The organism is Sulfuriferula sp. GW1 (genome assembly GCF_047300855.1).
Taxonomy (GTDB): domain Bacteria; phylum Pseudomonadota; class Gammaproteobacteria; order Burkholderiales; family Sulfuriferulaceae; genus Sulfuriferula.
In genome coordinates this window covers 1246249-1262459 of record NZ_CP170197.1, presented here as the reverse complement: position 1 = coordinate 1262459, position 16211 = coordinate 1246249, and the positions used below count along the sequence as shown (strand labels likewise).

At 53.0% G+C, this 16211-nt stretch carries 16 protein-coding genes; 8 read left to right on the top strand and 8 right to left on the bottom strand.

The window, feature by feature from the left end; all coding sequences use genetic code 11:
- Positions 1–18: 18 nt before the first annotated feature.
- From ACFDAU_RS06345 to ACFDAU_RS06330, 4 genes are all read right to left on the bottom strand, one after another.
- Entirely contained in the window at positions 19–1581 is a 1563-nt protein-coding gene (locus tag ACFDAU_RS06345; protein WP_413439153.1) for an alkaline phosphatase, read from the bottom strand.
- A 207-nt stretch (positions 1582–1788) separates the two neighbouring features.
- Positions 1789–2109 (bottom strand): hypothetical protein, encoded by a 321-nt coding sequence (locus ACFDAU_RS06340; RefSeq protein ID WP_413439152.1) that lies wholly within the window; start codon positions 2107–2109, stop codon positions 1789–1791.
- A gap of 138 nt (positions 2110–2247) precedes the next feature.
- Positions 2248–4065, bottom strand: a complete 1818-nt coding sequence (locus ACFDAU_RS06335; protein WP_413439151.1) for an alkaline phosphatase family protein — start codon at positions 4063–4065, stop codon at positions 2248–2250.
- A 599-nt stretch (positions 4066–4664) separates the two neighbouring features.
- Positions 4665–4829 carry a hypothetical protein gene (locus ACFDAU_RS06330; RefSeq protein ID WP_413439150.1) on the bottom strand — a complete coding sequence of 55 codons (165 nt, stop codon included), beginning with the start codon at positions 4827–4829 and terminating at the stop codon, positions 4665–4667.
- 96 nt (positions 4830–4925) lie between these two features.
- On the opposite strand from ACFDAU_RS06330, the gene ACFDAU_RS06325 reads away from it, so the two are divergent.
- On the top strand, positions 4926–5744 hold the full coding sequence (locus tag ACFDAU_RS06325; RefSeq protein ID WP_413439149.1) for a hypothetical protein: 819 nt from the start codon (positions 4926–4928) through the stop codon (positions 5742–5744).
- Between the two features lie 13 nt (positions 5745–5757).
- On the opposite strand, the gene ACFDAU_RS06320 is transcribed toward ACFDAU_RS06325, so the two are convergent.
- The gene (locus ACFDAU_RS06320) at positions 5758–6891 is read right to left on the bottom strand and encodes a DNA cytosine methyltransferase (protein WP_413439148.1); all 1134 of its coding nucleotides are present in this window, start codon (positions 6889–6891) and stop codon (positions 5758–5760) included.
- Positions 6892–6964: 73 nt separating this feature from the next.
- Positions 6965–7405 (bottom strand): DUF6641 family protein, encoded by a 441-nt coding sequence (locus ACFDAU_RS06315; protein ID WP_413439147.1) that lies wholly within the window; start codon positions 7403–7405, stop codon positions 6965–6967.
- Positions 7406–7535: 130 nt separating this feature from the next.
- On the opposite strand from ACFDAU_RS06315, the gene ACFDAU_RS06310 reads away from it, so the two are divergent.
- Entirely contained in the window at positions 7536–8045 is a 510-nt protein-coding gene (locus tag ACFDAU_RS06310) for a hypothetical protein (RefSeq protein ID WP_413439146.1), read from the top strand.
- A gap of 270 nt (positions 8046–8315) precedes the next feature.
- Positions 8316–9008 (top strand): tyrosine-type recombinase/integrase, encoded by a 693-nt coding sequence (locus ACFDAU_RS06305; RefSeq protein WP_413439145.1) that lies wholly within the window; start codon positions 8316–8318, stop codon positions 9006–9008.
- Between the two features lie 171 nt (positions 9009–9179).
- On the opposite strand, the gene ACFDAU_RS06300 is transcribed toward ACFDAU_RS06305, so the two are convergent.
- Both ACFDAU_RS06300 and ACFDAU_RS06295 read right to left on the bottom strand, forming a co-directional pair.
- A complete protein-coding gene (locus tag ACFDAU_RS06300) occupies positions 9180–9830 on the bottom strand; it encodes a hypothetical protein (RefSeq protein WP_413439144.1) in 651 nt (216 codons plus the stop codon).
- Positions 9831–9868: 38 nt separating this feature from the next.
- Entirely contained in the window at positions 9869–11233 is a 1365-nt protein-coding gene (locus tag ACFDAU_RS06295) for a hypothetical protein (protein WP_413439143.1), read from the bottom strand.
- Positions 11234–11668: 435 nt separating this feature from the next.
- Here ACFDAU_RS06295 and ACFDAU_RS06290 point away from each other — a divergent pair, with 435 nt between their 5' ends.
- From ACFDAU_RS06290 to ACFDAU_RS06270, 5 genes are all read left to right on the top strand, one after another.
- A complete protein-coding gene (locus tag ACFDAU_RS06290) occupies positions 11669–12946 on the top strand; it encodes a tyrosine-type recombinase/integrase (RefSeq protein WP_413439142.1) in 1278 nt (425 codons plus the stop codon).
- Positions 12943–13521, top strand: coding sequence for a hypothetical protein (locus ACFDAU_RS06285; protein ID WP_413439141.1), 579 nt, complete (start codon positions 12943–12945; stop codon positions 13519–13521). The genes ACFDAU_RS06290 and ACFDAU_RS06285 overlap by 4 nt, the downstream gene beginning before the upstream one ends.
- Positions 13522–13633: 112 nt before the next feature.
- Positions 13634–13888 carry a helix-turn-helix transcriptional regulator gene (locus ACFDAU_RS06280; protein ID WP_413439140.1) on the top strand — a complete coding sequence of 85 codons (255 nt, stop codon included), beginning with the start codon at positions 13634–13636 and terminating at the stop codon, positions 13886–13888.
- Positions 13889–14081: 193 nt separating this feature from the next.
- The gene (locus ACFDAU_RS06275) at positions 14082–14498 is read left to right on the top strand and encodes a DNA primase (protein ID WP_413439139.1); all 417 of its coding nucleotides are present in this window, start codon (positions 14082–14084) and stop codon (positions 14496–14498) included.
- Positions 14495–16150 carry a hypothetical protein gene (locus tag ACFDAU_RS06270; protein WP_413439138.1) on the top strand — a complete coding sequence of 552 codons (1656 nt, stop codon included), beginning with the start codon at positions 14495–14497 and terminating at the stop codon, positions 16148–16150. Before ACFDAU_RS06275 ends, ACFDAU_RS06270 begins: the two co-directional genes overlap by 4 nt.
- Positions 16151–16211: the final 61 nt, after the last annotated feature.

Genomic DNA, 16211 nt, shown 5'->3' with positions numbered 1-16211 from the left:
GCGGATACAACAGGCCGATTACAGATCCAGCGCGTCTTTCATCACGTGGAAAATGTAGTTCTGTTCCTGCACGCCGTGAAACAGGTGTGCTTTCGGACCACGGGCGAAGATCGCCACGTCTTCACCCGCGTGGGTTTCCGAAGACAGGGGCACCAGCGCCTCCTGGTGGAAGCCCTGATCGGTGGTGTCCACATGGGTCATGTCGGCCACGCGGCCGGTCTGGATGGGTTCGTTATACGAGGTGTCCCCCCCTACCGGCAACACATGGTAGCCGCGGCCATTGGCGTACGACAATGTGGTGTAAGGCATGCCATCGTCGGCTTTGGCAAAATCGGTCTTGCCTGGCTCGACCACTTTGCCCAGGATCGGATTGCCGCGTTTTGGGTAACCCGCGATAGTGAACACATGGCTGTGGTCTGCGCTCACCACGATCAGCGTGTCTTCCGGGTCGGTCTTCTCCATGGCTTTCCTGACCGCGTCAGACATGGCGATGGTATCAGTCAGCGCCCGGTAGGCGTTGCCTGCATGATGGGCATGGTCGATACGGCCGCCTTCCACCATCAGGAAGAAACCCTTCTTGTTTTTCTGCAGAATGTCGATGGCCTTGTCGGTCATTTCCGCAATGGAAGGCTCGCCAGCACCATCCATCTTCTCGCGGTCGGCTTCGTATTGCACGTGGGAGGGTTCAAACAAGGCCAGCAGGCTCTTGGTATTGGCAGGATCGATCGCGTCGAACTGGGCCTTGTTCCAGACATATTTGCCGTTGAACTTGGTCTGCCATTCGCTGGTCAGGTCGCGCCCATCCTTGCGGCGGCCCTTGACCGTGGGGTACTCCGGATCGAACTTGGTATTGGGCATGAAATAGGTGCGCCCGCCGCCCATCAATACTTCCATGCCGCGGTTGGCGGCAAAGTTGTCAATTGCCTGGGCTGCGATATCCTTGACGCTGGTCCCTGCGGGCAGGTTGCTGTCGGCCTCCCAGTCGCGTTCGGCAGTATGGGCATAAGTTGCAGCGGGCGTGGCGTGCGTGACACGAGCGGTAGTCACTACCCCGGTGGACATGCCGCGCGCTTTCGCCAGTTCAAGGATGGTAGTGAGCTTATGCGCCTGGATGACGGCGTTGTCTTTTTCCTTACGCGCGACGTCCTGGTCGATGCTCAACACCCCGTCGCTGGTTTTCACGCCGGTGACCATGGCGGTCATGGTCGGTGCGGAATCCGGCGTTTGCTGGTTGGCGGAATAGGTCTTGGACAGCGCCAGGTAAGGCAGCTTTTCAAAGGCCAGCGAGTTTTTCTCGCCATCCTTGCCCTGCAATTGGCCTTCCAGGATGCGCGAGGCCGTCACCGTGGAAATGCCCATGCCATCACCTATGAACAGGATCACGTTCTTGGCGCGGTGCGCGTTGGGGTGAAGCTGTTTGGCTTCTCTGAGCGCTTTTTGGCCGGCCTTGTACCAGGTGGCGGCGCTTTCGACGCCGGCAGCGCTATCTTCTTCGACTTCGGCAGCAGCCAGCATGCTGTGGGCACATAATGCAAAAGCCGTTGCGGCTACGATGGGTTTCAATCCAAATTTCATTTTCATTTTCATTTTCAGGCTCCCGGAGAAATGTTGGTTTTAAATCAGAATCTGCACTAGCCAATGACTCAACATGTTCAAACCAGTTTTTCTGTGCCGTTGCAGACTGGGCAAACAGACGCAGCCAACTTCAACTGATTAAACAGTGACCCAAGATACCTGACAGATTTGTCAGAATTGTGAAAACCGGAACCCTGGCTATCCTAAAAACGGCTATTTATTCACGAAACGGTTCTCGCAGGGATATTGCCTTTGGCAATAACTCGCAAAAACACGAAAGGCGCGAAATAAGTCAACAGCTTGTACAGACCTATCATTCACCCATTGGGTAACGATAATGGCCTGACCCTGAAAAAATCTGTTAGCCACAGAGAACACAGAGCACACAGAGAAAAACGAAGAAGGGATCGGGTGGTTCGGCCACTTGCTGCTTGCAGAAAAATCCTGCTCGCCCTCCCGCAACTCTGTGCCCTCTGTGTTCTCTGTGGCTTGAATCGCGGTTTTTAGGTTGATATGTCTTTGAATATTGTGCAAATACGTCTCCTGTATCAGGTCTTCCAGGTAAGCGGTACGCCAAAAGAGTAAAAAAAATGGCCAAGGTCGCCCTTGGCCATTCCAAACTACGCTTACTGGATACGCTATATGTTCTGCCCGGCTAGCCCGGGCTTAGCATCAATCATCCTGACCTGCATGGTGATCCTGCGCATCCCCATCACGCTGTTCGAAATGCGCATGGTCGAAATCAAACATGCTCATCAGGTCGCCAATCGCTGGGCGGTTGAGCGGCACGTAGGGGTTGTTTTTGGTGGCAATCGGGTTGGGTAGATTGTCGCGGCTACGCTTGGAAAGCGGGTTGAGCCCCCAGTTCTTCTCGATGAATTTCAGGATGGAGGCATGATCGTTGTATACATGGTCGACATGCCCTTTTTTGGCGAGCGGGGAAACCACGATCAGCGGTATGCGGGTGCCATCGCCGAAGAAATCGACCGGCTGGATATAGCCTGAATCATAGTAACCGCCGCCTTCGTCGGTGGTGATGATAATCGCCGTTTTCGCCCATGCCTTCTTGTCGCTCTTGACGCGCTTGATCACGCCCGCAACGAAGTTCTCGAAATCAGGCATGGTGGCATTGGCCGGATGGCCGGCCTTGCTTTCGAACGGCCGGATGAAGGACACCGCGGGCAAGGTCGCGTCGTGGGTGACATCCTGGTAAAACTGCGTGACATCCTGCAGGTTGTTCTTCAATGGGGTGGTCATCACGCCCTTGAAACCGGTGAACGGATCGCAGATGCTGCAATACTCGTTGGTCGGCTTGACCCCGTCATTGCGCCCGCCGCTGTACCATTTCCATGAAACGCCTTTGGCCGACAGGGCTTCGGCGATGGTAGGAATAGTCTGCGGCGGCAACGTGAACAGGTTCGCACCCAGCGGTTTCACCGCGCCTGTGGCGGTATATCCCAGCCCGTAGTTGTTCAGCAGATAATAGGTATTGGGTGCGCAGTTGCCGTTGTTAAAGGCATTGCCCGGCAGCGAGTTGAGGTAATCCATGATGGGCGCGACACCAGGCTGCTTGATATCCGAACAGTCCACGTAGGAACCGCCGCGATAACCGTCCTGCTTGTAAAAATTATTGGTGCCGGGTTGCGGATCGGGATTCTCGATCTGGTTGGCAGGCGGGATATCCGGCACGCCATTCAGATTGTGAAACGCGACGTCGCCCGTGGCAATGGCAATGAAGTTTGCACCGGTTCCACCCATGATGGACTGGTGATAGTTGTCGCTGATTGCGTAATGATCCGCCATGGCCTTGAATAAAGGCGCATCGCCAGTGCTCATGTTATAAAAACCCATCGTTTCGCCGCCCTGAAAGGTGTTGCCTGGCGTGGGGGCTGGCGCACCGTTTTGCGGACCGATACCGACCGTCTGGTCGGCCCAGACAAACAGATCATTTTTTCCCTTGTTGGATTGCTGCCACATCTGGAAGAAGCGGTGCATCGGGTCGCCGGTGTGTGCGTCATAAGAAACGTACTTGGTAATCTGGAACGGGCCATTGGGCAGATCCGCCGGGAAACGCGCATCGGGAACACCCGGCGGCAGGCCTGTTGCATAGGTGGTGGCGGGTTGCAGCAAATGCGCATACGGGCCGGTCAGTGAAGGGTCAATGCTGTAGCTGTTCGGATTGGAGGCCTGCTGCTGGGCTGCCAGCGAGAAGTTGGGGCCGGGCGAACCGTCCGCGTTAATGATGCCTTTGGACAGCAAGTTCTCCACGGTTTGCCCGCGACGCGGCTTGTAGCCGCCATACAGGTTATCAAAGGTATGGTTTTCGCCGATGATCACAATTATGTGCTCGATCGGCGTTGCGGTCTTCAAGCGTTCATGGGAATGTCCATTTTCATCACTTTCATTCATGGCATGGGCAGCGTTGAATTGCCAGATCATGGCGAGGCTAAGCGCCAATACCGATAATTTCGGACTGTTATTCATTTTCATCAGGAACCCCTATGGCTGTTCAATGGTTGAATTTCATGGTTGTCGAGCCTGAGTGCGCCCACGCATGGGGAAATAGGCTCCCTTTGCTGCGCAAAGGCGATACGCGGATAACACCGCGCACAGACCATACTAGGGGCCCAACATGACGGCTATATAAAGAATCACTGACACTGAGCTTACCGACCTGAAGACCCGTGAAGCATGAGGATAGCGTAGTAACTGTTTGACTTTATTTAATTTAAATATGGGAAAGACACAGGTTGTCAGGGTGCTGGAGGCACCCTAATCAAGCCGGGTTCGTTATCATGAACTTGATGAAATGCGGGAAGCTCTGCGCCAAAAAAATATCCCGGCGTAGATGCATTTAGAAAAAAATGGCCCAAGCTTATATCTTTGGGCCATTGTATTATTTGGTGGGCGGTGCAAGGTTTGAACTTGCGACCCCTGCCGTGTGAAGACGTCGTTAAATTATAATTAACATTTTAATCATACAGTTATATCAACACAATAAAATGTAGTACACAAAGTAGTACACCTCGGGCCGACAGCAAACACCCCTCTGCCACACGTATTACCGCCAATCATGGCAGGCAGCCATTCTAGACACTTGGCTTCGTCGCCTTGGCTAATTGTTGCTGCGCCCCCTGCAACTTAGCTCTTGCCTGCGCAATCTTCGCTTGCTTTTGCATGTTCTTGGCGGCCTTTCCCGCATTGTCAGCCGCCAGCTTCGCGGGGTCGACAGATTCAATTTCATGTATACGCATTTCACTCTCCTTTATGTATTTAGCCAGGTAAGGAACACAAAGCTTTACCACCGCGGTAGACTTATGAGTTATCACGATTGCAAGGAGAAACCAACAATGACAACGATGTTTATTAAGCGAGACCCGTTGAAACACGAAGAGGATATTCTTTGTGCTTATTTGAGTACTTTTCGTGAAGGTTCAGGAAGCGAACGCGAGCAGGATGGAACTACACGCGCAGGATGGAGGCAAATTGAGAGAGTATTCGCAGAACTTTTGGGTGGAATTGGAGGGGAAAACAAAGGAATCTTCGATGTGGTCGCAGTGGATGACTCGGCACCTAACACCTACAGTGGTTTTTCTGTAAAGTCCAAACAATTAAGCCCAAAACAGTTTTCCGCCCTACCTAACGGCGGACGTGTTTACATGGAGATAGCCAACTCCCCAGCAAAATTCTGGGAGGCACTTAAGCCGCTAGGACTTAATGAAGATAAGTTTAGGGAAGGCATCTCGCCAGAAAAGTTTGGCACTTGTGTGATCGAAATAGTCGAAAAATGGCACAAGGAAGGAAAGGAGGCGTTTGAAACGACTAGCCCAGGTAAATCGTTAGATCTGAATAAAAGCTGCTACCTTTGCCTCTCCTATTCAAAAGAATCCCCAGCCACCAACCGCAAATATCAAGTGCATGCTTTTGATTTGATCTATGCGAAAAACCTTAAGTGGAAATTTAAGTCTGAAAAATGCCTGACTGGTTGCGACCCAGTATCGAAAGAATCGGTCATTGACTGGTATGCGCTTTCAGGCGGGCAACTGAAATACTACCCAAAAGCTACTGACGCTAAATTCAAGTCGTCCGTCTTTACGTTATCAGCGCCCCCGAAAAAGCTGTCAATTCATGAACGTGCTATAGCGTATTTCCCTCATCTTTTCGAATAGCGAGCCAGCTTAGCTAGCTTTCGATTGGCTCGATGTCTTGCTCCTCGCTAAGGAGCGATAACTGCTTTCCGACGGTTAAATACTGCTCGTGCTCACTGGGAAATTGCAACAGACCTTCCCCAGATACGATCTGCTGCAGAATCGCGCGCATTAGCATTGGCGGCACTGCGTTCCCAATTTGCTCAAACTTTTTCTCTAATTTCCCTGCAGGCTCATAGCCTTCTGGAAAGGTCTGTATGAGTGCAGCCTCACGCCAACTAAGACGTCGCGGCTTTTCAAGAACGGGCAAAGTAGGGTCATGCAGAAGGTGTTCATACTCAGATGAAAACTCCCATTTCTGCTTCCAGCCATCTGCCAAATTTGACCAAAGCAGCTTCATGGTCGGTGAAGCTGGATGCAATGTAGTGTGCCTAAAGTTGGCAACAATTGTGTAGGAAGGTTCGAGCCAACTTGCTTTACGATTTCGCGACATGTAATACCAGGAAAAATTACCTTCTGGGTCATGTGGTCGTTCGTAATACTCACCAGGCACGTCTAGCGGTAAATGACGAATCGCCTCCCCATGCGATGCGTAAGGTAGCAACCCCTTTTTCGCCGCAATGTCGGGTTTCGCATGCGTTGGCTTGGGGAAGTGATAGTACACCCCCAGGTCCTTCCTAACGCCTACGATAATCACACGCTTCCTTCGTTGTGGCACCCCGTAGTCGCGAGCATTAACTACTGCTGTTGCGATGTTATAGCCAACACCAGCTATCTCATTGTAGGTGTCTAGTTGCAACTTAAGCCAATTACCATCCTGAATAGACTTCAATCCAGACACATTCTCCGCAACAAAGTACTTTGGCTTAACAGTATCCACAACACGTGCAAACTCCTTAAATAAAAAAGTGCGTGGATCATTTGCGGGATTCCTGTTACCACCAAGTGAGAATGACTGACAGGGGTACCCACCAGTCACCAAATCGACTGAAGGAAACTTTGAAATCTGACGAATGTCCTCAAGGTGGAAGTCAGTTTCTGGGAACGAGCTGGCAAATGTCAGCTCCGTCTCAGGGATAACATCGTTGGCAAACAAAACGTCGATGCCCAATGAGCGCGCGGCAAAATCCATGCCGCCACCGCCTGAAAAAAGTGAAATTGCCTTCATTTGTACTCGATTTTGATTGCTATGTCGTTGAACTGCATAAGTGCACTTCGTATTTTAACAGTAATCGCTCTGCTCACTTCTGAATGGCCGCTTTCACCGCTCCCGCAACAGCCTCGATCTGCATATCCAGTTCACCAGCCTCTACGGCCTGCCGCAAAACTTCCAGCGTTGCAACAAGTTCTTTTGCATTCGCAAGCTCAATCGCCGTTTTCCCTTTCGCAATTTCAATAACCTTTGCACCATATCGCAATGACACGCACGTCTTGCCGCTGTCTGCCACAAACCACCATTCCTTAATGCGCTTGGGCACTTGAATAGTTTTTGTTTCGCCTGTCTCCTCGTCCTTAACCATGCGCTGCTTCGTGGGGGCATACGATTTCCCCTCTTGCTTGGCCTTGGCAAGTTCGATTTGTTCCCCAATCCGTTTTGCCAGCTTGTTCCGCCGCTGAACAACTGGCGGCATTTGGACGGGGCGCTTTGCAGCGATCAACTTCAGATTGGCTAATGCGGACATATCAATTACTCCTAAACGTTATGTTGGAGTCATTACTGTATGGTCAGCCCAGCAGTCTGGACAACCGAAAAGGAGGCCAGATTATTTTCTGATTTCCTTTGGTTCTTGTCGCAGGCAGATAAATACTTGCATGACAGAAAACCAACTTCATCTGCGTGCTGCCAGTTTGGATTGGATGCTGAAACACGCAGACCAATTCACGCTTGCGGTAACGCTCACGCTTAAACCGTATCGCGTCGTTTCTACACAGAAAGGCGATATTCGCGAAGCGCTGACAGCCATCGAGGCACAGCGCACGTTCCGCCAATTTCTGAATCGTCTGAATGCAAGTCTGTTTGGCAATGCGAAACGCCACAGCAAGTCAGTGAGCGTCATCCCATTGCTTGAGGGCCAAGCAACCAAGAAGCCCCTGCACTATCACTGCGCTTTAGGTGGATTCCCTGCCGACATTTGCGACGAGGCTATTGCCGCCAAAATCACCAGTGCTTGGCATCAGACTTCTTTTGGGAATCAGCAAATCGACATTCAGCCCATGCAAACCGGAGGCTGGCTGACATACGCTGGGAAAGAAATTGGACTGGGTAATGCTGATGTTGTCGATTGGGAAAATGTTCGTCTGTCTGCTGCATCGCTGACCTAAGCGTCCTTTGCAGAGCTGCACCATTTAAGGCATCAGGTGATGCTTTAATTCTTTCAGCATGGCTCTTACTACACAAGACAAGTTTCACAGAAACCTGAAGCGAAACAAAACAGATGACATACATTAACAAAACTCCACAGTGACAAGCATGCAAGCCCTACAGCACGCTATTAGGAGCGTTCGAAGGTTGTGATGCTGAGTGAATGTTTTAAGCGCTTGCAGGGCTTTTACGCTGGTCACATTAAATACAAAAACAAAGGAATTACATAAATGCTTTGGTTATTACGCAAGTCATTGAATATTGGCAGGTCTGCGCTGCGCCTTTTTCGGTTGCCCAAACCGAAGCAAAGAAAACACAATAAGTCATACAAATACTTTGATTTGGCGAGGAATAAAATGGCACAGGCAAAGACGCTGAACGAGAAGGAACTGCGAAAAGTCCTTAACTACATTGCACTCCGCAAGCACGCACCCCGAAACAGGGCAATGCTGTTAGTGACGCATTGGTCGGGCATGCGCGTTGGAGAAGTTGCTGCGTTGCGCATTGGCGACGTGCTAGCGGCAGACGGCAGCATAAAGGACGAGGTGCGCTTGAGTGCCGAGCAAACAAAGGGCGACAAAAGCCGCACAGTGTTTCTGCCAGAAAAGCTGCGCAAGGAATTGGGCAGCTATATTTCACTCATCAAAACAAGTGACCCAAGCAAGCCGCTTTTCAAAACACAAAAACGCGATGGATTCTCTGCAAACACACTAACCCAGCATTTTCACTACTTATACAAAAGAGCGGGTGTGTATGGCGCAAGCAGTCACAGCGGCAGACGGACGTTCATTACCGCACTTGCAAACAAAGGAGTCGGAGTGCGTGTGCTGATGGCCTTGGCTGGACACAGGAACATTTCAACAACACAGGCATATATCGATTTGAACGACGGGATGAAGCGTCGCGCAGTCGAACTGATTTAGCACTGACGCAATTTAAGCTTAATAACTTGATTCGGTTGGTTCGGTTAGTTCGGTTGGTAGGCTTGGCTAACTATCGGTGCTTAATTTTGAAGTGTGCAAACAGACGTAAATATTTCACGCATTAAGTGTGCGTAATATTTACGTCTGTTTGCACGCTATCCAAATTCGCTTTCACAAGTCATTCGTCTTCAACTTGGCTAATTTTTGTTTCAACAGCACTTTCTCCTCATCCCCAAGTTCCCTAGTTGTCCCAGCCCCATCTTTCCGTTCAAGCCATTCAATTGCCTCTTGCAATGCTTCCCGCTTTATATCTGCTTTACTGCGCTTCTGAGCCAGCCCGTCATCCAATTTGTACTCGGAGCGGGAGGTGACTGTTCGCGGAACGCCTTGCGGATGAGTGCCTAGATTGGATGTATTGGGATCGATGTCGACCTTCCTATCAAACCAAATCTCCAAGCTTGGGTCGGCGTTGAGAATCTCGCTCAAATACTCTAGCGCACGCTCGTATTTTGATTCTGCTTGCTCGCGCAATCGCTTCTTACTATCGCGTCCCAGGCTGTCCTTTTTCGAACGCTTGCCAATCCCTTTAATTCCATTTGCTCTGTTTTCGTCAAAGTCGGCCTCATGTACAAGCGCCTCATATTGTTTGATCTCTTCAGGTTTCTGGGAAAACTGATTGCGTTTCTCCAACTCATATCGCCACCTATTTTCGTAATCCTCTACGCCATCTTTGCCAAGTGCAGCTTCCAAGTCGCGCAGACTAACGTTGCCACCGTTGTTTAGCTTCTCAACCAACTTCTTCGCTTTTGGTAAGTCAGCCACGTCGCAACCCCATTTGTTTTAGCAGAAAAATTGGCACCTTATAGTGCTTCAATTCCACCGTCGTAAATCTTCCGCTTACGCTTGCGTGATTGCAGCATCTCCAGATTCATCTCGCCCGTTAATGGCTTCGCATAAAACCGATCAATCATCTCTACGCTCGTCCGAGCATTACGCGCCAAGAACAGAGTATTGATAGCTTCACCAAACAACAGTCTGTACATGATTGAAGTGTGACGCAACGAATATAGCGTGCGAGCTTCCCCATCAGCGCCTCGGCCTAGCTTCGTATCCCACATTAAAACATCGAACTGTCTTTGCAGTTGCTTCAACGCATACTCCCGCGACTTGTACTGCGGCAAAAACACATAGTCGTCGTCTGCCGCCCGCCCCTTCGCGGCGTGAAACGCTTTCAATCTCTCATACACCTCAATAGCTTTGGGCATAGTGGTAATGGGATTGTTGTGCTTTTTCGTGGTCGGGATGCGCAAGCGCAAAAAGTCATATTCGCCACGCATAACATCGACATGCTTGTGCTGCATGAACTTGATGTCTGTTGGTCGTATATAGCTGTTCACCATAAACACGATCAGTCTGCGCATGTCTTCTGTCATCTCGACATTGCGCATGAGATCACCTTTCTTGCGCGAGGCAGGTGCCTTGGCGTTGATGTACTGCGTTTCAGTCTCGCCGCGTTCGTTGTTGTACTTGCGAACCTCAATAACTTCGCCTGCATAGCGTGTCGCAGCAGACCACAGCTTCCGATACTCCTGCGTGTTGAACCAACCCCTTGCCACGTCCTTAACACCCACAGGCGGAAACTCAGGCAGACTCTTGATGAAGCCTCGTCTTGCTGCATAGGTCAGCACCTTGCGCACGAGTCCCATGTACGCACCGATTGTCGATAGGCTCAGTTTGGTGGCTTGGCGGCTGAGGTTTTCGAGATAACCCTCCAGCGCAAAGTAATCGACTGATGCGACGTCCTGAGTTTTGAAGTAAGGCAGGATGAGCTTATCTAATCTGTACTTGGTGTTGTCGTAAGTGATCTTGGTAAGCTCGCCTCGCTCAAGTTTGGCGGCTTCTGCTTTGAGCATTCCTGCCGTACATGAAGCAAAGCTGGTCTGACTGAGTGATTCGCCATGCTCATGCTTGTAGCCAACGTCATAAAAGAACTGCTTTGCGAACGCGATAGCTTGCGACTTGTTCTCCGTCTTCGTGCTCTTGCGCAGTGTCTTGCCTGCAATAAAGTATCGAACCCACCAATACTTGCTTGCCTCAAGCTGATAGATGAATAGCTTTTGGGGATAGCCAGGTATGTAACTGACCGACGATGGTATCGGCAGCGTCTTGTGCCGTTTTAGTGTTTGTGTAGCAGGGACTTTCGCAGCTTTGCCTGACTCTTCCATTATCGTAATTTACACTCTATTTCTTTCTGCTCCTACCTATAACAGGCACAAGCAGGAAAAACAAAAGGAAAGGAGTTTCAAAAAGCCACAAAAGTAGTACAGATAAAGTGTACTACTTACAAGCAATAAAAAAGCGAGCAAATGCTCGCTAAAATATTGATATTAAAGTATTTTAATGGTGGGCGGTGCAAGGTTTGAACTTGCGACCCCTGCCGTGTGAATGCCCGAACATGGGTATTTCCCTTGCTTACGAATTTTTACTAAAACGCACTTTCCCCTTGATGTGCCTTCATTTCAGACTTACCATTAGTGCAGCGGTCAAACTGTTTTTGACTGTTTTTTACTGCTTACTGCTTACTATGCGTTTACTTTTTTGACCGCTGCACCTCAAAAAACGACACCAGAAAAAGTAAGCAGGCCGAAATAGGAGCCGTCATGCCGAAGGTCAACAAGTCATTCGTGGAGTCCGCCAGCACGCCTGAGAAAGATGCGTTTTTCTGGGATGACGAAATCAAGGGCTTCGGCCTGAAGGTTTCCCCTACCGGGTCAAAGGCGTTTGTTTTCCAGTACAGGACGAAGCAAGGGCGAAGCCGCCGATTCACCATCGGGCGCTATAGCGATACGCTCACCGCCGACCAGGCCAGAAAACGCGCAAAGGATTTACGCCGCGCCGTCGAGGATGGTGGCGACCCGATGAACGAAAAGCAGGTCAATCGGCAGGCCGAGACATTAGAGGAAGTGTTCGACCGTTATCTGGCGTCTGCCAAGTTTGCAGAAAAAGCAGACAGCACCAGGGCGATCGACCGGGGCCGAATCAATCGCCACCTGAAGCCGACCATCGGACGCTTGTACGCCGACGATCTAACAGCGGAGGACGTGCGCAAAGCTTTTAACCATATCCGCGATGGCAAGACCGCCACTAATCAGAAAACGGGCTTCAGAGGCCGCGCAATCGTTCGGGGCGGCGAAGGTGCGGCCCGTATGTCAGTAAGGCTGCTACGGGCTGTTCTGACGTGGGAGGGATACACCGGAGAGAGGAACCCGGCCAACAATGTGAACGTCGGCAGCGATGGCGAACGCGACACCGTTCTGGAAACCGGCGAGGAATACGCCCGCCTGTTTGAAACCCTGACCACGATGGAGAATGAGAAACGAATCAGGCCAGCCCATGCCGACGCCATCCGCATCATTGCATTGACCGGCGCCAGGCGCGGCGAAATTGCGTCATTGCAATGGCGGCACGTCGATCAAAAGAAGGCACTGATTACCCTGCCACCAAGCCAGCACAAGACCGGACGCAAGACCGGCAAGCCGCGCATCATTGGTCTGCCAACAGCTGCCGTTGAAATCATCGCCCGACAACCCGCTGGCGATCCTGACGACTTCGTTTTCATTCCGAGCAAGGGCAGTGGCGGAGCCGTCACCCTATCGGCCACGTGGCGCAGGGTGCGCGTAGAAGCCAAATTACCCGACGGCATAGGCTTGCACGGTCTGAGGCATTCACTTGCCAGCCACATGGCGATCAATGGCGCGCAAGCTGCCGAGATCATGACCGCACTGGGACACCGGCAGTTATCGACCGCACAGAGATACATTCACTGGGCTGAGGATGCGCGCAAAGGCTTAGCTGAACGGTCTGCCGCGCATATCACCGCCGCCATGAACACGACACCGGCACCGAAGGCCAAGCCCAAGCTGGAGGTGGTGAAATGACCGGCATCGTTCATACCGATCTACGCGCCGAACGCGACCGCATCGTCAAGGCGCTTCGCGATGCGCTGATGAGTAGCATTGATGACGATGGTTATGGTTATCGCGAAGGCTTTTTTCCTTCACCGCGTATGGCTGAGGCGATGGGACTGCCAGCGGTTTCAATAAATGCTGGCGATGCCGTGCGGATTGTCGAGCTGCTGGAAGAGACGCTGGAACACGTCTTTGAGCAGGGAGAAGCGGCCGACGACAATTATCTGCACGAACATGGCCGTATCAGTGAGGCCGAACGCGAGTACAGGGATCCCCACATCAAGGGATCGAAAAGCAAGGCCATTGCCGCCGCGCGCGCCCTGGGGTTGCGGGCGAAGTATCCTCAGTATTGGGACGACCTGCTCAAAGAATGCGAACGATTCCAGCCAGAGAACACCACCGAAAAGCTTGCGCTGATCGAGGCGTTGGCTACTCGCGAAAGCAAATCATTTGCCGCGATGCACCAAGGCCTGAAGCGTGCGATCACAAATCGCCGCAAGAATGATGAGGAAGTCGCATTCACTTTGCCGCGCTGGGAGCAGTGAGGTACAAAACGCACCCCCATTTTGTCCCCGTGCTTGAACCCGTCTGAATCTATAAATTGCCTATCCATACTGCCAGCCACTTTGGTGAGCGGGGTTTATATGGAGAGGCAAAATGGATTCCACACGCTTTCTTGACCGCATCGAAGCGGCCGAATATCTGACCGCAAAGGGCTTGCGTGTCAGCAAGAACACCCTTCAAAAATGGGTAACAGTCGGAGGCGGTCCGCTGTATCGCCGCTTCGGGCACCGCGCCGTTTATCTGGCATCCGATCTTGACGCCTGGGCAGAGCGCAAGATGGGCGCACCCGCGATGACCTACGCCCGGCCCGCCAAGTTCGACCTCGATGATTGCGATGCCGCACGATGAAAGCGCCCGTCAATCGCAATCCGCGAAAAGTCCGGCACAATTCAAATCAGAGCAGACCGAACGGTGCAAGCGCGCACGCCGCGTCATACGACGTGCCGGACTTATTTTTCGCAGCCCTGAACGGCAACCGCGAGACGCGCCGCCTGGCACGCCGAAACCTGAAAAAAAGATTGAAGGCTAACGGCGTTATCCGATGAGCGCCGACACCCTGCTGGATCACCTGGAAAACGTCAAGCGCACCGGCGACGGCCGCTGGCTTGCACGCTGTCCGGCACACGCCGACCGCCGCGCATCGCTGGCCGTGCGCGAGCTTAGCTCAGGCGTAATTTTGGCCCATTGTTTCGCAGGGTGTTCGATCGCGGAAGTAGTGGGTGCAGTCGGGCTCGATATGTCCGCGCTATTCCCCGAGAAAATCAACGCCGACGGCACCAAGCCGGAACGGCGACCATTCCCTGCCGCCGATGTGCTGCGCGCTGTGAGCTTCGAGACGATGATCGTCGCGATTGCAGCAGCTGACATGGCGGCCGGCAAGACAATCAAACCCGTCGACCTGAAGCGCCTGCGCATCGCCGCCAGGCGGCTGCTGACGGCTGCTGAGGCATTTCAATGAGCGATATAGAACAACGCGGCGCGGTTGCCCTCGACAAGCTGGCGTCCGAAAAGAAGCCGCGCCGCAAAAAAGGCCTGCACCTGGTCAAACCGGGCGGCGAGACGTTCGACCCGTCTGGTCGCCGCGTGATCCGCCACGACCCCGGCAAGCTTCCAGAAATCCTCGACCAGCTTGGTCTGGCGCTCGCCGAGCATTGCGACAATCTTTTCAGCTACACCGGCCGCCTGGTGCGCGTCTATGCAGCCCCGGAAACGGCCTCTGGCGGCGTGCATCGTCCGCGTGGTGCGTTGGTGCTGCATCCTGTCGACGGATCTCACCTGACTGAGCTGGCGACCGCTGCGGCCGTGCATGAACGATATGAGGCGCGCTCTGAAGGCTACAAGCCGTGCGACTGTCCGCGCCGCGTCGCCGACGCCTACCTGGCACGCGGCAACTGGCCGGAACTGCGACCGCTGGCTGGCTTTATTGAAGCGCCGACAATTACCCTCGACGGCCGCCTGATCCATGAGCCCGGACACGATAGCGAAACCGGACTATTTCAGGCCTGCGCCGCGATTCCCGGATGGTCGCCACCGTCGGCCAAGCCCAGCAAAGCCGAGGCAATGGCCGCGCTGTATGTGCTGATTGATCTGGTGAGGACTTTCCCGTTTGACTACGAAGAGGATTTAGTCGCCACCGTTGCCGGCATCATCACCGGCCTGCTACGCAGAGTGCTCCCCGCCGCCCCTTTGCTGGCAGTAACAGCGCCGACGCCCGGCACCGGCAAAACACTGATCGCCGAGACATTCGCCATCATTGCCACCGGCCGCCGCGCCAGTGTGCTGTCGCTCGGACACGATGACGCCGAGGCCGAAAAGCGCCTGGCCGGCGTGCTGCTGGCCGGTGACGCCGTGATTGCCCTGGACAATATCGAGCGGCCGCTGAAAGGCGACCTACTTTGCCAGGTGGCAACGCAACAGTTTGTCCGGCTGCGGCCGCTCGGCGCCAGCGGCATGCTGTCGATCCCGACGCATGCGCTGATGGTGGCGACCGGCAACAATTTGTCGATTGTCGGCGACCTCAAGCGCCGCGTGGTTATGATCCGAATGGACAGCGGGCAGGAACGACCCGAGCAGCGCACCTTCTCACGCGACCACCTCGAAGATGTATTCGAGCACCGCGGCGAACTGATCCGCGCCGCGCTCACCATCCCGATGGCCTACCTGGCTGCATGTGCGCCAGCAATCGAAGTCAAAGACTGGCACCCGCTCGGTGGCTTCGAGCAATGGGACCGCTTGGTGCGCCGGCCGCTGGGCTGGCTTGGCTTGGCCGATCCTATGAAGGCGTCAGAAGGTTTGCGCGAGCAAGACCCCGACCTCGAAGGCATGCGGCTGCTGCTCGGTTCATGGAACGATGCGTTCGGTAACGAACCCAAGACAGCCTCTGATCTGCTGAAGGCTGGCATGGAGTACCGACCTCAATCTGATGCTTACGCATACCCCGATTTGCGCGATGCGCTGCAAATGATCTGCTACGAAAAACCCACCTCGCGCAAGCTCGGCAACTGGTTGAGGGCTCACCGAGACCGCTTCGTAGACGGCATGCAGGTTAAGCAGGCCGGCGAGGACGGGCATTCGAAAGTCGCCCTCTGGAAAGTTTTGAAATGCATTTAATTGCGGGGTCTGCGGGGTTTGCGTGGTCATTTCTATACAAGGTGAAGAAAGTGTCAAAGAA

Coding starts and splice junctions, on each gene's coding strand:
- ACFDAU_RS06290 (WP_413439142.1), top strand. CDS start 11,669: ATGCCGAAGGTCAACAAGTCATTCGTGGAGTCCGCCAGCACGCCTGAG.
- ACFDAU_RS06330 (WP_413439150.1), bottom strand. CDS start 4,829: ATGCGTATACATGAAATTGAATCTGTCGACCCCGCGAAGCTGGCGGCT.
- ACFDAU_RS06295 (WP_413439143.1), bottom strand. CDS start 11,233: ATGGAAGAGTCAGGCAAAGCTGCGAAAGTCCCTGCTACACAAACACTA.
- ACFDAU_RS06315 (WP_413439147.1), bottom strand. CDS start 7,405: ATGTCCGCATTAGCCAATCTGAAGTTGATCGCTGCAAAGCGCCCCGTC.
- ACFDAU_RS06335 (WP_413439151.1), bottom strand. CDS start 4,065: ATGAAAATGAATAACAGTCCGAAATTATCGGTATTGGCGCTTAGCCTC.
- ACFDAU_RS06305 (WP_413439145.1), top strand. CDS start 8,316: ATGCTTTGGTTATTACGCAAGTCATTGAATATTGGCAGGTCTGCGCTG.
- ACFDAU_RS06275 (WP_413439139.1), top strand. CDS start 14,082: ATGAGCGCCGACACCCTGCTGGATCACCTGGAAAACGTCAAGCGCACC.
- ACFDAU_RS06320 (WP_413439148.1), bottom strand. CDS start 6,891: ATGAAGGCAATTTCACTTTTTTCAGGCGGTGGCGGCATGGATTTTGCC.
- ACFDAU_RS06280 (WP_413439140.1), top strand. CDS start 13,634: ATGGATTCCACACGCTTTCTTGACCGCATCGAAGCGGCCGAATATCTG.
- ACFDAU_RS06285 (WP_413439141.1), top strand. CDS start 12,943: ATGACCGGCATCGTTCATACCGATCTACGCGCCGAACGCGACCGCATC.
- ACFDAU_RS06310 (WP_413439146.1), top strand. CDS start 7,536: ATGACAGAAAACCAACTTCATCTGCGTGCTGCCAGTTTGGATTGGATG.
- ACFDAU_RS06325 (WP_413439149.1), top strand. CDS start 4,926: ATGACAACGATGTTTATTAAGCGAGACCCGTTGAAACACGAAGAGGAT.
- ACFDAU_RS06345 (WP_413439153.1), bottom strand. CDS start 1,581: ATGAAAATGAAATTTGGATTGAAACCCATCGTAGCCGCAACGGCTTTT.
- ACFDAU_RS06270 (WP_413439138.1), top strand. CDS start 14,495: ATGAGCGATATAGAACAACGCGGCGCGGTTGCCCTCGACAAGCTGGCG.